The organism is Spirosoma profusum (assembly GCF_014699005.1).
Taxonomy (GTDB): Bacteria; Bacteroidota; Bacteroidia; order Cytophagales; family Spirosomataceae; genus Spirosoma; species Spirosoma profusum.
Map to the genome: position 1 here is coordinate 68400 of NZ_JACWZY010000023.1, position 14956 is coordinate 83355.

15 protein-coding genes are annotated in these 14956 nt (G+C 48.8%); 11 read left to right on the top strand and 4 right to left on the bottom strand.

Translation table 11 applies throughout. The features are described 5' to 3' along the window. Window positions 1–76: 76 nt before the first annotated feature. The 5 genes from IC229_RS23455 to IC229_RS23475 all read left to right on the top strand — a co-directional run bounded on the left by IC229_RS23455 (window position 77) and on the right by IC229_RS23475 (window position 4912). Window positions 77–376, top strand: coding sequence for a DUF952 domain-containing protein (locus IC229_RS23455; protein WP_190889465.1), 300 nt, complete (start codon window positions 77–79; stop codon window positions 374–376). A 6-nt stretch (window positions 377–382) separates the two neighbouring features. Continuing rightward, on the top strand, window positions 383–1483 hold the full coding sequence (locus tag IC229_RS23460; RefSeq protein WP_190889466.1) for an efflux RND transporter periplasmic adaptor subunit: 1101 nt from the start codon (window positions 383–385) through the stop codon (window positions 1481–1483). Next, window positions 1480–2976 (top strand): efflux transporter outer membrane subunit, encoded by a 1497-nt coding sequence (locus IC229_RS23465; RefSeq protein WP_190889467.1) that lies wholly within the window; start codon window positions 1480–1482, stop codon window positions 2974–2976. Before IC229_RS23460 ends, IC229_RS23465 begins: the two co-directional genes overlap by 4 nt. A 144-nt stretch (window positions 2977–3120) precedes the next feature. Then, window positions 3121–4203 (top strand): mannose-1-phosphate guanylyltransferase, encoded by a 1083-nt coding sequence (locus IC229_RS23470; RefSeq protein WP_190889468.1) that lies wholly within the window; start codon window positions 3121–3123, stop codon window positions 4201–4203. 109 nt (window positions 4204–4312) lie between these two features. Beyond that, window positions 4313–4912, top strand: a complete 600-nt coding sequence (locus IC229_RS23475; protein WP_190889469.1) for a hypothetical protein — start codon at window positions 4313–4315, stop codon at window positions 4910–4912. A gap of 61 nt (window positions 4913–4973) precedes the next feature. Here the strand turns inward: IC229_RS23475 and thiL are convergent, their stop codons facing one another. Beyond that, window positions 4974–5990: a thiamine-phosphate kinase gene (gene thiL / locus IC229_RS23480; RefSeq protein ID WP_190889470.1), complete on the bottom strand. Its 1017-nt coding sequence runs from the start codon at window positions 5988–5990 to the stop codon at window positions 4974–4976. 149 nt (window positions 5991–6139) lie between these two features. Then, window positions 6140–6586 (bottom strand): hypothetical protein, encoded by a 447-nt coding sequence (locus tag IC229_RS23485; RefSeq protein WP_190889471.1) that lies wholly within the window; start codon window positions 6584–6586, stop codon window positions 6140–6142. A 104-nt stretch (window positions 6587–6690) separates the two neighbouring features. Here IC229_RS23485 and IC229_RS23490 point away from each other — a divergent pair, with 104 nt between their 5' ends. From IC229_RS23490 to IC229_RS23500, 3 genes are all read left to right on the top strand, one after another. Then, window positions 6691–6933, top strand: a complete 243-nt coding sequence (locus tag IC229_RS23490; protein ID WP_190889472.1) for a cytochrome b5 domain-containing protein — start codon at window positions 6691–6693, stop codon at window positions 6931–6933. Between the two features lie 49 nt (window positions 6934–6982). Then, window positions 6983–7828, top strand: a complete 846-nt coding sequence (locus IC229_RS23495; protein ID WP_190889473.1) for an N-acetylglucosamine kinase — start codon at window positions 6983–6985, stop codon at window positions 7826–7828. A gap of 173 nt (window positions 7829–8001) precedes the next feature. Beyond that, window positions 8002–9072 (top strand): ferredoxin--NADP reductase, encoded by a 1071-nt coding sequence (locus IC229_RS23500; protein ID WP_190889474.1) that lies wholly within the window; start codon window positions 8002–8004, stop codon window positions 9070–9072. Between the two features lie 139 nt (window positions 9073–9211). On the opposite strand, the gene IC229_RS23505 is transcribed toward IC229_RS23500, so the two are convergent. Both IC229_RS23505 and IC229_RS23510 read right to left on the bottom strand, forming a co-directional pair. Next, window positions 9212–11521 (bottom strand): M56 family metallopeptidase, encoded by a 2310-nt coding sequence (locus IC229_RS23505; protein WP_190889475.1) that lies wholly within the window; start codon window positions 11519–11521, stop codon window positions 9212–9214. 86 nt (window positions 11522–11607) lie between these two features. Continuing rightward, on the bottom strand, window positions 11608–11988 hold the full coding sequence (locus IC229_RS23510) for a BlaI/MecI/CopY family transcriptional regulator (protein WP_190889476.1): 381 nt from the start codon (window positions 11986–11988) through the stop codon (window positions 11608–11610). 146 nt (window positions 11989–12134) lie between these two features. On the opposite strand from IC229_RS23510, the gene IC229_RS23515 reads away from it, so the two are divergent. The 3 genes from IC229_RS23515 (at window position 12135) to IC229_RS23525 (ending at window position 14874) form a co-directional block, all read left to right on the top strand. After that, window positions 12135–12662 (top strand): group II truncated hemoglobin, encoded by a 528-nt coding sequence (locus IC229_RS23515; protein ID WP_223834161.1) that lies wholly within the window; start codon window positions 12135–12137, stop codon window positions 12660–12662. Between the two features lie 47 nt (window positions 12663–12709). Further along, the gene (locus tag IC229_RS23520) at window positions 12710–14443 is read left to right on the top strand and encodes a M3 family oligoendopeptidase (protein WP_190889477.1); all 1734 of its coding nucleotides are present in this window, start codon (window positions 12710–12712) and stop codon (window positions 14441–14443) included. Window positions 14444–14595: 152 nt separating this feature from the next. Next, the gene (locus tag IC229_RS23525; RefSeq protein WP_190889478.1) at window positions 14596–14874 is read left to right on the top strand and encodes a hypothetical protein; all 279 of its coding nucleotides are present in this window, start codon (window positions 14596–14598) and stop codon (window positions 14872–14874) included. Window positions 14875–14956: the final 82 nt, after the last annotated feature.

Below are 14956 nucleotides of genomic sequence, written 5' to 3' on the forward strand. Positions count from 1 at the left end.
TAAGATGCTTCCTGCGTCAGCATGACAAAAACGCGTCGGCCTTCATTACTCATTTTAAATTATTCATTATTGACGCATGTCTCTTATTTACCATATTGTTCTAAGTGCTAACTGGTTGGCTTTTGAAGATCAGCCTAATTATGAAGCGGCCAGTTTGCAGACGGAGGGATTTATTCATCTGTCGCAGAAGGAGCAGGTTGCGCAAACATTGAGTCGATATTATCAGGACGTACCGAATTTGTTGTTACTGCATGTAGACACGACTAAACTAACGCATCCGCTGAAATACGAACCGTCTACCAACAATGAGTTGTTTCCCCATTTGTACGGGCCGCTCAATAAAGATGCAATCGTTCGGATTGAAGCCTTGAATTAGACCTTTATGAAACTATTACGTATTGTTATTCCGCTGCTGGTGCTGATTGGCTTATTTGTCTTTTTCGGCGTTATGCCGCGACTTCGCAACAAGCAGGAATTACAAAAGTCGGCTGAATTGGAAAAGAATCGGGAGCCGATTGTCAACGCCGTTCCGCTGAAAAACGCTTCCGACACTACCGGTTTGGTGTTGCCAGGACAAATTCAGCCGTATCGACAGACGCCTTTGTACGCCAGAACACAGGGATTCTTACGCCGTTGGTACGTTGATATTGGCGCACAGGTGAAGCAGGGGCAACTTCTAGCAACTATCGATGCGCCTGAACTGGATCAGGATATTGCCCGCGCCAAAGCGGATCAGCAACTCGCTCAAACCAACCTCGACCGGCTCAAAAGTGTGCAGTTGCCGGGGGCTATTGCCAAACAGGATGTCGATACCCGCGAATCGGGCGTGGCGGTGGCAAAGGCCAATCTGAATCGATTGGTAGCCCTAAAAGATTTGCAGCAGATTCGGGCACCGTTCAGTGGCGTAATTACCAGCCGAACCGTCGAAAACGGTACGCTGGTGTCGCCCGGCGCGGGTCAGCCTTTGTTTACGATTTCGGAATTAGGTACGCTACGTGTATTTGTCGACGTACCGCAGACGTATTTTCGCTACGTTAAAGTGGGATTGCCTGCTACGGTCATCGTGCCAGAATTAAAAAACCAGACATTCAGAGGGAAAGTGGTACGTACCTCTGGTGCGCTACGTAACGAAACGCGAACACTTCTAACCGAAGTAGTAATTCCGAATCCGAAACAGGCGCTACCGTCGGGGCTGTATAGTCAGGTGAAATTCGATATGATTGCGAGTAAATCGCCTGTTCTGATTCCGGCTAATGCATTGCAAATCACGCCCCAGGGGCCTCGTGTTGTGGTTGTCGATAACGACCAACGGGTTCGATTTGTGGCTATTACGTTAGGCCGCGATTATGGTACTACGTTAGAAGCGTCGAGCGGACTGACGGGTCAGGAATACGTAGTAACAAACCCCAATGATCGCCTACGCGATGGTCAGAAAGTAAGGCTGCGGAAACCCGTGGCCGAAAAAACAGTAGCACGTCAATGATGAAATATTTAGTTTATAGTTTGGGACTTAGCTGGTTTGGATACGTAGCACAGGCTCAAACTACACCAATTAATCCGTCTGCCGGATCAGTTACCGTTCAGCCGGGAGCCAGTTCACCCGTATCGCCGGGGAGTATTCAGCCTCAAAATGCCAACCCTGCACAAGCCACGGTTCAGCCACAGTCTCCAGGGTCGACGGTTACGACTGGTAATTTAGTCCCGACCTTAAGTTTGAGCGGCTTTCGTCGGTTTGGCGATCCCTTGCTCGAATCGCTCATTCAGTTGGGGCTGGAAAATAGTCCGAATATAAAAGCGGCTTTAAGTCGGTTGGAAGAAGCCCGGATTCGAGTTAGAGTAGCACAGTCGTTTTTGTCGCCATCATTACGTAGTTCTGCGCTGATTACGACCCAGAGCCTATCCGAACATCGGCCGCTGACCATTCCGAATGCGCCCGACGAATTACCTCGTTTTCAACTTAATACGTTTCAATTTCTACCTATTGATGCGAGTTACGAAGTCGATCTGTTCAAACGGATTCGGAGTAATATTGTCGTAGCCGATTTGCAGGCTCAGGCCACTCAGGCTGATTATCAGGCGTTCCGGCTTACGCTCGCAGCCGACATCGCCCGGACGTATCTGCTGATTCGGGGTAACGACAGCGAGCAGGCCGTTTTCCGTCGGAACATTCAGTCGCGCGATACTACGTTGTCGATTCTACGCGAACGGTTCCGGGTTGGGTTGATCAACCAGATCGACGTACAACGGGCTGAAACTGATTATGCAGGCTTACAGGTCACGCTCAAAGGGCTCGAACGGGCACGTACCGAACTGGTCAACAGTCTGGCCCAGCTTTGCGCACAGGATTTTGTTCAATTTTCGATTCCAAATGGCGCTTTACCGACTCAAATGCCCGTCTACTCATATACCAGTGTTCCTGCGGAACAACTACAACAACGCCCCGATTTACTCCAGTTTAGTCGCCAGAATCAGATTGCAACGGCGCAGATCACACTTCAACAAGCTAGTACTCAGCCACGTATCAATCTGGTTGGCTCGGGAGGTATTTTGTCGGGACGTATCGGCAACTGGTTTACACCCGCTAGTGCTACGTATCTGCTCGGCATAAATGCGTCGGTACCTTTATACGAAGGTCATCGCGCCCGCCAGAACATTGCCCTGTCGAAACAATTGGCCCAAACCAGTCAGCAGACGTATCAGCAGGCAATGCAACTCGCTCAGCGTGAAGCCGAAACGGCACTGGATAACCTCACGTTGCTACGTCAACAAATTGATTTACAAGGCCAAACGCTGACCCTCGCCCGACGTACCGAACAGTATAACCGGGAACTCTACGTCCGGGGACTTGCTACGTATCTGGAAGTACTTGATGCCCAACGTACCATACTTACCGCCGAGCAGCAATTGGTTCAGCTACGTAGTCAGGAAGCGCAGTTTTCGGTGGCGCTGCTACGTGCTGTGGGGGGAGAGTATTGATCGGGACAATTTTCTGGAGAATGTTTGTGCTGGTTTACCACCCCAAACTACTTCTAACCTTCGGTTAACTCGAATCCATTAAATCGTAATTCAAAACTCATGCTTCGCAAATCCGTTACCTTTGTGGAAATTATCGAAGTTTAAATGAACAATACATACGTGGTTATCATGGCGGGAGGTGTCGGAACACGATTCTGGCCGTTCAGCCGAACCAGTTACCCCAAACAATTTCACGATGTTCTCGGCACAGGCCGAACACTTCTTCAGCAAACGGCCGACCGCTTTAAAGGAATATGCCCTCACGAGCAAATTTTCATCGTCACCAGTTCGCTTTACAAAGACCTTTGTCAGCAGCAGCTTCCGCAGTTGAGCGACGATCAGATATTGTGTGAGCCAATTGCACGTAACACGGCGCCCTGCATCGCCTATGCCTGCTACAAAATCGCCCAACGCGACCCACAGGCCAACATCGTCGTTGCTCCAGCCGACCATATTATTCTGAAGGAGGAAGAATTTCAGCGGACCATTCAGACGGCATTAAAGGCAACCCAGAACAACGACATTCTCGTTACGTTAGGCATTCAGCCCAGCCGACCGGATACGGGTTATGGCTATATACAGTATATTCCAGATGGGGATTCTGAATCGGGAGAGCAGGTCAAAAAAGTGAAAACGTTCACCGAAAAACCGCACCTTGAACTGGCTCAGCAATTTCTCGATAGTGGCGAATTCGTCTGGAATGCCGGCATTTTTGTCTGGAATGCGCAGGCCATTATTCGTGCGTTCGAAACACATCTGCCTGAGGTAGCCGAAATTTTTGCCGAAGGTAACGATACGTACTATACGGATCAGGAAGAAGCCTTCATCGACAAAGCGTATTCACTTACCAGAAGCATTTCCATTGATAATGGCGTGATGGAAAAGGCTAAAAATGTGTACGTTGTGCTTAGCGATTTTGGCTGGTCGGACCTGGGTACGTGGAAATCGCTGTATGAAGTATCCGACAAAAACGAAGATTTCAACGTAATCGACGGACATATCATACTCTATGACACTCGCAACTGCATCATCAAAACGCCGAAAGATAGGCTGGTAGTTGTGAATGGATTAGACGGCTTCATCGTGGCGGAATATGACAACGTACTGATGATCTGCCGGAAAGAAGAAGAGCAAAAAGTAAAAAACTTTGTGGCCGACGCCAAAGAACGGGGCACGGAGTTTGTTTAGGTAACGTAGCGCTTCCTGCGTCTTTTGGATTCGGGAAGCGCCAACGTATCAAAAAAAGGCAATGAGATACTTTATTTGTTCGTTAGCCTTACGAACTGTTAATTGACTTGTGAAGAAAGTTTTTTACCTGAGCCTGACGCTGTTTATCGTCACATTGCTTGCTTCGTGTAAAGAGACGGCACCGGTATTTTCGCCCGGCGAAAGTGACCCACGTATCACAGGCACCTGGCAACTAATCGAACGCCGTTTTTCCAAAGATTCTACGTATTCGTTCCAGACCATCAACACAATAACCCGCTCTCCGGCGGATACAACGGTGAAAGTGATTGGCGGTAGCGGTACGACAGTCAAATGGGATACAGTTGTTACAAACGGGGTTACAACCTACACCCGGCGTGATACGCTCTACGTCCGGCGTGATACGTCCTATTATACAACGCGCCGTTACCCGACGAGTCAGCCACAGACCCTTACGTTCGACGCGAGTGGGCAATTGAGCGCTAGTGGACCAGAAATGACGTATTACAATCCCATAAAATATTATCGTATCGACAAAACGTTTCCAGACAGTCTGTCAATCGATTTCTTCATTTATACCAACCGGGCCAACGTACCATTTCGTCAAGGGTTAGCTTTTCGGAAAGACACATTGGTGTTGCAGCCCCAGTGCGAACAGCGCTGTTATTCCAAATTCATTCGGGTACGCTGAGAAAATAGTATTCGAAACGTATTACGAATGCCATTAATTGGAATAATGGCATTCGTCGTTACTACGTCCAGCCTTGTGCGCGAATTGGCGTTTGCTGCCCCGCTTTGGTGGCTAGTACAATCTGTTCCGGATTGTTGGTTAGATAACCGATGGCCGTGATGCGTGCATTATTGGCCAGTTTCTCGAAAACTTGCGGACGTACCGTAAACAGCAGTTCGTAATCTTCTCCCCCATTCAATGCGGCTGTTACCGGGCTGATTTTAAACTCATCAGCGGCCAGATAAGCCTGGTCATCAATCGGAATGTTTTCGTCGAAAATCACAGCTCCCTTTCCTGACTGGCGACACAAATGAAGTAGTTCCGACGCCAGCCCGTCCGAAACATCAATCATCGCTGTGGGACGAATATCCAAATCGCGAAGTTCGTGAACAATGTCGGTGCGGGCATCAGGACGTAGCTGACGCTGAATCAGATACGCACGTTCTTCCGATAAGCCGGGCTGCATATTAGGATCGGCCATAAACACCTGTTTTTCGCGCTCCAGCAGTTGGAGCCCTAAATACGCAGCTCCTAAATCGCCGGTTACGCACACTACGTCATCAGGCTGAGCGGTGTTCCGATACGTTATCTGCGACTTTGGCACTTTACCCAGCACCGATACGGATATAATCAGTCCCGAGCGCGAGGACGTAGTATCGCCCCCGACCAGATCGACGTTGTACGCTTCGCAGGCGGCCCGGATTCCGTCGTATAATTCATCAATCGCTTCAACAGGAAAACGGCTGCTCAGGCCAATACTTACGGTTAGTTGCAGAGGCAATCCGTTCATAGCGGCAATATCCGATACGCCGAACGTAACGGCCTTATAACCTAAGTGTTTGAGTGGTACGTAGGTTAAGTCGAAATGAATACCTTCTACCAGCATATCCGTAGCCAGCAAGCCATAATCCTCGCCCCAGTCAAACACAGCAGCATCATCGCCAATACCACGTACTGTTTCAGAATGAGTCGGTGCTGGCGTTGCGTTACGTATGCGGTCAATCAGGCCAATTTCGCCCAGCGTATTAAGGTCTGTCATAGTAAATGAAAATGGTTAATGAATAATTGATAATGATTCAGCAGTTGGCAAAAGTGCCACTATGCATTTTTCATTAACCATTATGCATTAAAAAAGCCGTTCCGGTTGATTTACGGAACGGCTTTTCGGGCAAATTGGTTTGCGAAGATTTACGGATTCGTCAGTGTATACACGTTTGTGGTATTGCCGGTTTTTTGGCTGGCGGTCGTACGTGTGAGTTTCAGATTGTTATCATCAACCAACTCAATATTGAATTCGATGGTGCCGTTGGTACCGGTAGGCTGTGGGTTTAGATTACTAAGCACAAGCCGCGTATCAGATGGTACCGTATACTGTCCTGTAAATGTATTTCCGTCAAACTCGGTGTATTTAACGGTGGGTGCTGCACTTAAATCGAGTTTATAGCTGGCGTAGTTACGGACGTTGGTGGTGGCTCCGCGCGTAAATACCGTTGAACTGTTTTCATCCACTTTACTGGCCGTCCACACCTTAGCAATACGTTCCGAAACGGGCGCAGGAGTTTTGCTCTTACAACCTGTAAACACACTCACCAACATTGCCAGCGCGATAAAAGCTACAAAATGAATCTTTTTCATAATCAATCTATTCGTAAAACTGTAGTGGCTAAAGTTACGCTAATTTTGTTGTTCTGTGCAAAACGCAGCTATTAATAATTCGTTCAATTGACTTTACGGCTAACATGTTGCCTGCCCATTCCGCTGAATTCACCCGTTCACAACTCGCCCTTCGCAATGGGCAGGACCGCGACGAAATCTGGTGCGCCTACCACGGAATAATCTACGACGTATCCAGTTCCAGGCTCTGGCGAAACGGCCATCATTACGAACACTGGGCGGGTCAGGACTTAACCGACGAACTCCCCGATGCTCCTCACAACGACAGCGTTTTCGGGCGTTTCCCAGTCGTAGGCAAACTCATTTAACGCTCAAAGTCTAGATTGCTACGTCATCCAACCCATACCCCTCTGCCCTATGCTACTCATCGCTGATAGCGGTTCAACCAAAACAGACTGGCGGCTGGTCGGCCCGCAAGGTCAGGCTGCTGCTATTCAAACGGATGGATTCAATCCATATTATCAGACAACCGATGAAATGGTTGCTACGTTACAAGCACAATTAGTGCCACAGCTCAAAAAAGGTACCGTTACTGACGTTTTTTTCTACGGAACGGGCTGTACAGGCGAAACGGTCAACTACATTGTAGCCAACGCGTTACATGCCGTGTTACCCAACGTAACGACTGTTTCGGTCAATAGCGATATGCTGGGGGCGGCTCGTGGTGCGGCCGGACACGTACCGGGTATCGTCTGTATTCTGGGTACCGGCTCAAATGCCTGCTGCTACGACGGCAAGCAGATTATTCGCGGAATTCAGTCGCTGGGATTCTGGCTGGGTGATGAAGGAAGCGGTGGTTATCTGGGGAAAACGCTGGTACGTGACTTTTTTCAGGAACGACTCCCTGACGAATTACGTAGCGCTTTCCAGTCCCGATACGCGCTCGACCGCCCGACGCTACTTGAAAACGCCTACCAAAAACCATACCCAAACCGTTATTTCGCGTCGTTTACGCCTTTTTTATCGGAGCATCTGGCGCATCCGTACATCAACGATCTGGTTACTGATACGTTTGTTTTATTCCTCACTACGTATGTTCGGCGGTTTCCGGAAGCCAGCCAGTGGACGGTTCATTTCGTGGGGTCCATTGCCTATTATTTTGCTACGTTGCTGGAACAGGCCGTCACAAAAACGGGGTTAATCATGGGACAAATCCTGAAAGCTCCCGCAACCCGCTTGGTCGAATTTCATAAAAATGGGTAAGTTCCAACGGTTCAGACGTAACTTTGTGATTGGTAGTTGAAAAGTTGTGTTATAGAGTTATAGAGCTGTAAAGTTGAAGGATTGTAGGTTCACCGGACTGCTGATGCAGTTGGATCGTAAAACTTTATAACCATACAACCTTACAACTTACTCTGTTTACAACCTGAATAATAATGGCAAATCGATATTTTTTGAAGGTGAAAGAGGTCGTTCGGGAAACAGCCGACGCCGTCACCATCAGTTTCTGGCATCCCATAAACGAAGAAGTACGTTACCAGCCCGGTCAGTTTTTGACGTTTTTACTTAATGTGAACGGTCAGAAAATTCGCCGGTCTTACTCAATGGCATCGTCTCCACACGTCGATGTATCACTATCGGTTTCGGTGAAAAGGGTTCCAGGGGGTATTGCGTCGAATTACCTCTGCGACCGTATCCGCCCCGGCGATATTCTGGAGACTCTGGAACCGATGGGTACGTTCGTTCCCAAACTTGACCCGCAAAACCGGCGATTACTGGTACTTATTGGAGCTGGTAGTGGTATCACGCCTTTATTTTCGATGGCGAAATCGGCTCTGCACGTAGAGCCGAACAGTCGCGTGTGGCTTATTTACGGGAACCGGAATCAAAACTCCATTATCTACAAAGCCCATCTGGACGCGATGGAACAAGCGTATGGTCGTTCAAGGTTTCAGGTGACGCACGTATTGAGCCAGCCTTCGTTTGGCTGGTCAGGTACCGAAGGTCGTTTGAATCAACATTCGCTGATTAAAATACTAGAACAACTTCCAGTCTCCGAACGCCAGAACGCCAGTTTTTATCTCTGTGGCCCAGATGGGATGATGGCCGAAGCTCGGTCAGCTCTGTCGCTGGTGGGTGTTTTAACCGAACGGGTTCATAAAGAAAGTTTTGCCCACGCACCCGTACCGGCTGGCGATGTGGTTGAAGAACCTATGACGGCGGCTGATTCGGGTACACCCGAAGTTACGGTGCTGTATGAAGGTAGCGAGTATAAATTCGCCGTAGCACCCCATCAGACCATTCTGGAAGCTGCCTTGGATTTGGATATTGACCTCCCTTATTCCTGTCAGGCGGGGATGTGTACGGCCTGCATGGGCCGTTGCACATCAGGCAAAGTGAAGCTTGATGAAGAAGATGGTCTTTCCGAATCAGAACTCAAAGCGGGATACGTACTGACCTGCGTAGCCCACCCCGTCGGCCCGAACGTAGTAATTGAGATTGAGTAACGCGGATATGGGTAACTACTTTTTGTCATCCTGACGCAGGAAGGATCTTAAGGTTTCCAAGTAGTTTGATGAGGAAACTTTAAGATCCTTCCTGCGTCAGGATGACAAAAAGTAATTACCACAATATTTATATAGGTCTTTACTCAGGCTTGGGTGCCGCTGCTGGCTTCGGTTTATAGCGAGGTCTAGCAACTTTTGCAGGAGGAGTTACAATTCGTACGTTTGGAATGGGAGCAGCATCAGGTGCATCTGCTGCGGCTGGTGGTACTGGCGCTAAAGCAGGCGTGGGTGAACCTGGAAAAACTCTTACCCGGGGCGCTATTACTGGCCGGGGCGTACGAGCAGAACGTGGAACGGATTTATCACGCTCAATACGTTTCCACCGAGTTCGGTTCAGGTGCGTATCTACATTCAAATCCATATTTAAATCAGAGTTCAAATTCATGTTTAAATCCGAATTCAGTTCTATCGCCCGTTGCCATTCCTGATCCCTATAGCGATGCTGGCGATCCAGCTGGTCAGATAATCGGCCCAACTGTTCCTGTAGCTGCATGGACTCCCGTTCGAGTTTTTCTATGGGCAAACGAGCTTCTTCTATTTTCTGCCGAGCCGCATCGAGTTGTTTATTCAACTCTTCAATACCCGTTTCCTGTGTTTTAATATCAGGTTCAATGGCAGATAATTGTTTTTCAATTTCTACCTGACTCAGTTTTTGCTTTCCCTCATTATACAGCAACTGTTGGTGCTTCTCAATAAGAGCCTGACGCTGTTGTTCCAGCTTTTGTTTTTTCCACTCAAGAACCTGCTGACTCCGTTCCGAAGCTTCAATTGGGAAGCGTAATCTTTCCATTTGGGAATGTAGCGTTTCCATCTGCTTCGACCGTTCTGCCATAATTTGGCTGAGACTATCCACCCGGCGTTGCTGAACAGCGCGCAATCGATTGAGCGAATCGTTGGACGGTTGCAGGGTGGCCAATGAACTCAAAGCATCGTTCACAATAGCATTGTAATTCACGTTTGCCAACTCTTTAAGCTCCGTCAGTTTCTCAAGCGCTACGTCCGTTTGAACCGATACGTTGTTAGTGGCAGATGCAACAATGTTGTCGTAGTCGATGTGCGATATCCCCTCCGCCAGGGCCGCCATGCCGCCATCGAATGCCGCGTTTTTTTCGATGATCGTCAACAGGATATCGCGGTCGGATTTCGGTACGTTATCGAGCGATAATTTTCCGCCCATCACATCGTCCATCTCTCGCTGCAACGTAGCAACGCGGGCCGACGACAGCTTTTGTCCCTTCCAGATAATGTAGCTAACCTTATCGCCGTTGGCCATACCGTACTCTGAATTGCGGTCGATTTTGTGTTTGCGAGTAGGTTTTGGCTGAGTGGTTTTACGTACTGGTTTGTCCTGTTTCTGCACCGCATACACCGATACGCTCATGAGCAGCAACGTAGCGAGCGTAAGTCCAGCCAGACTACTATTCGACACAAACGGGCGATTTGCGACGCCCAGCATCCGCCGGACCCGATACAGCAAATGTTGCCGGTTCGATGCCAGAGCCATACCAAGGATAGGCGTTTGTTCCAGTTGCATCAGGCGTAGCTCTTCCACATGAGCCAGTGCCTGCGCCAGCACGTGTCCATCGCCCCCGCAAACGGCTACAGCCAGATCGTCGCAGCAGTGTTCACGTTCTTCGCGAACACGCGCTGAAAGCCACCACAACGCCGGGTGAAAGAAATAAAGCACTTCAACTACCGATTGCAGGAGATTGACGGCGTAATCGTGCCGTTTGATATGTGCCAATTCATGCGCCAAAACAGCTTCTACTTCGCGGGGTGTCAGCTGAGTGGCCAGCCCGATAGGCATCAGCACGACAGGTTTCAACATGCCAACCACCATCGGTACGGCAATATGGGCGGATTCCAGCACCCGCACTACCGACCGAATTGCTAACGAAGAACGTAGCTGACTCACCAATTGCTTACAGGCAACAGAAGTAGGAGCCGTAGCCGTTTTAGTCAGTCGTTGCAGATAAACCCAGCCACCAGCGAGTCGCAGCCCAAACAGCGCCACACCAACCAGGTAGATCAATACAAATTCGCTCAGATGAGCCTGAAGAAACTGCTGAAATTGATACGTCCACGATACGTTCTGCGAAGCCACTTGCAGGCGCATCACTAAAAGTTGCTGCGATAATTGCCCCGACAGAAGCGGTGTTGTTGCTATGTCCGGTTTATAATACCAGAAGAACGTAGCAGTCGAAGCCAGCAGTTGCGCCAGCAGGGTAAATACGCTGATCTGATACCGCAGATTACTTGATTGATTACGTAGCAGATGAAGTAAAACAGCCACAGGCAGTACCAGCGCAAACCCCTGCCAGACAGCATGCAGCAACGTCCAGCCCAGCGCATCCACAACCGAACTCGGTAAAAAATTGAAAGCGTTCATGAGTTAAAGGAATATGTTGTTTTCAGGAAAAATCAGTTTTTCAATGTAAAGGCGACTAATAAAATTCAGCCAATCCAAAAATCAGCTCAATCCCGGCGGCCGGCGTCCTGGTTCAGATTATTCAGTAACTTCTTAATCTCATCCAGCTCCTCGCGCGATGCTTTATGCTGACCCAGCACCTGCATCACTAGCTTGGACGCCGATCCACGAAACGCCGTTTCTACAAATCGGTCGACCAGATTTCGTTGTGTATCTTCCTCGCTCACAGCCGCTGTGTAGGTATGCGAACGAGCATCTTCTTCGCGGGTCAGCAAGCCTTTTTCATACATGATCTGCATGAGTTTCAGCGCGGTTGTATAGCCAATATCGCGGCTTTGACTCAACGTTTCGTGTACCTGTCGTACGGTGCTGGGGCCATTCGCCCAGAGCACGTGCAGGATTTCCAGTTCGCTGTCGGTTGGTTTCATTATTTAGCTACGAATAATTTCGTACCAAACATATACGAACAATTTCGTAGATGCAAATTTCTAAACAAAAAAATTGTTAAAATCCTTTATTTAGCCAGATAGGAATACATAACCTAGCGAACGTACTAGCCGTATATTCTGTTAAAATGGCTTCATATCAAGTTCTAAATGCTATCAAAATGACGAATCCAATACCAACGCTATACGAATGGGCTGGTGACATGAAAACCTTTGAAACGTTGTTTGATAGGTTTTACGACAAAGTCCTGAAGGACGAATTGCTAGTCGATGTATTCAAAAATATGTCTCCCGACCATAGAGCCCACGTAGCTCATTTTGTGGCCGAAGTTTTTGGTGGAGAAAAGTTATATACAACTCAGGATAATGGCAGCCATGCGCAAATGATCGGAAAGCATATCGGCAAGATGTTGACCGAAGAAAAACGGCAGCGCTGGGTACAGCTTTTGTTACAGACCGCCGATGAAGTTGGACTGAAAAGTGATCCAGAATTTCGGTCTGCTTTTGTCGGCTATATTGAATGGGGAACACGATTAGCTGTTATTAATTCGCAGTTGCCTGAGCTACCAATCGCTGAAACTGAGCCAATGCCGAAATGGGGTTGGGGAGAAACAGGAGGCCCATATATTCCAGACAGCACAACCAAGCCTAGTTAGACGATTATATTATTTTTGCAGCCCAACGATTTTCAACTCAGTTACTAATGACCGCAAACGAATCGCTACGTATTCCAACCCGTCCGAAACGCCCGTTTATTGGCGAAGATTTAGCCTTGAAAAGCTGGGACGACGTAAAGCCTTTATACGAAAACCTCCGCCAACGTACCATTCAAACCGCTGACGACCTGCGCCAATGGCTGGTTGATCGGAGTGAACTGGAGTCTTATCTTTCCGAAGATTTCGCCTGGCGTTACATCAAAATGACATGCGATACGGCCAATGAAGACCTGGTGAATCAATTGAATTTTTTCATCTCAGAAATTCAGCCGCCGATGACCGCTTTCGGTAACGACCTCGACCTGAAAGCCCTTGATAGCCCCTACCTGAGTCAGTTGACCGACGAAGGCTACGACATCATGGTACGTAGCATGAAGAAGGCCATTGAAATTTTCCGGGACGAAAACATTCCGCTCCAGACTGAGCTTCAGACCGAAGAACGTAAATACGGGGCCATTGTTGGATCCATGACGGTTACGATTGATGGGCGCGAAATAACCCTGCCCGCAGCCAGCGACCTACTTCAGTCGACTGACCGGGCGGTACGTGAAGAAGCATGGCGCAAAATCTGGGAGCGTCGCTACGCCGACCACGAAACCCTCGACCAGTTGTTCGACCGGTTGCGCACGCTACGTCACCAGATTGCCGTGAACGCCGGTTTCGAAAACTTCCGCGATTACATGTTTGCCGCACTGGGCCGGTTTGATTACACCTCGCAGGATTGCTTCAATTTCCATGAATCGGTAGCTGAAGCCGTAGTGCCTTTATTGAACGAACTGGCCCAGGAACGTAAGAACAAGCTGGCGGTAAATACGCTACGTCCGTGGGATGCCAAAGTCGATGTGGAAGGACGGGCCCCGTTGAAACCGTTTGCCACCGGAAACGAATTGCTCGAAAAAGCCATTACGTGTTTCGACCGGCTGGACAAAGAGCTAGGCGACGACCTGCGTATCATGCGGGCAATGGGCCACCTCGACCTGGAATCGCGGAAAGGCAAAGCTCCCGGCGGCTACAATTACCCGCTGGAAGAAATCGGCGTACCGTTTATTTTTATGAATGCTACGTCGAGTCTGCGCGATCTGGTGACGATGGTACACGAAGGTGGTCACGCCGTTCACTCGTTCCTAACCCGCGATTTACCCTTAAAAGCGTTCCGAAATCCGCCGATGGAAGTCGCCGAACTGGCTTCGATGAGTATGGAACTGCTCTCGATGGATCACTGGGATGTGTTTTTCGATAATCCGGAAGAACTGCGCCGGGCGAAACTTCAGCATCTGGAATCCATCATCGAAACCTTGCCCTGGGTGGCTACCATCGACAAGTTTCAGCACTGGATTTACGAAAACCCAACCCATACCGACGTAGAGCGACGGGAGAATTGGCTGAGAATCTATGAACAGTTTACGGATTCAGTGACTAACTGGGACGGGTTTGCGTATTACAAAGAATACATCTGGCAGCGGCAGTTACACCTGTATGAGGTGCCATTTTATTACATCGAATACGGCATTGCGCAATTGGGTGCCATTGGTGTCTGGCGTAATTATCGGAAAGATCCGAAAGCCGGATTGGAGGGCTACAAAAACGCACTACGTCTGGGCTACAAAGCGCCGATACGTGAAATTTACGCAGCCGCCAACGTACCGTTCGATTTTTCCCGCGACCATATTCAGGAACTGATGCAGTTTGTGTGGGAAGAAATTCAGAAGCTGAGTCGGTAGAATTTTGCCAGCGATTTTTGTCATGCTGACGCAGCCGGGCCGCCTGAGCGGAAGCATGACAAAACCGACGTAGCGAAAAAAACTATTGACGAACGACTGTCGACTAACGACTCTTTCTTATTTTTGCCGAATCAATTCGTAACCAAAGAGCTATGAAGCGCGTATTCCATATAAGTTTGCTGGCAGCAGTAGTATTGTCATTAGCTTCCTGCGACTACCAGAAATACAATTCAATACGTCAAAATGATTACCGGGCACGGGATTTCAGTCCGACGTATCGGGCTGGCGATCCAGAAGTGTATGGTCTCGGAAAAGATTCCGTAGCCGTACAGTCGCGATACAAATACACGGCAAACCCGGCTCTGGATGCAAAAGCTGAAGAGATTCGTAAAAAGCTGTATGGCCCAGGCAATAAGACACAGAGCCTGTAGTTTTTAAATCAATTATAAAAGCGACCAATTGGCCTCTGCGCTGATTGGTCGCTTTTTAGTTATCTGCCCAGCAATTTGACAT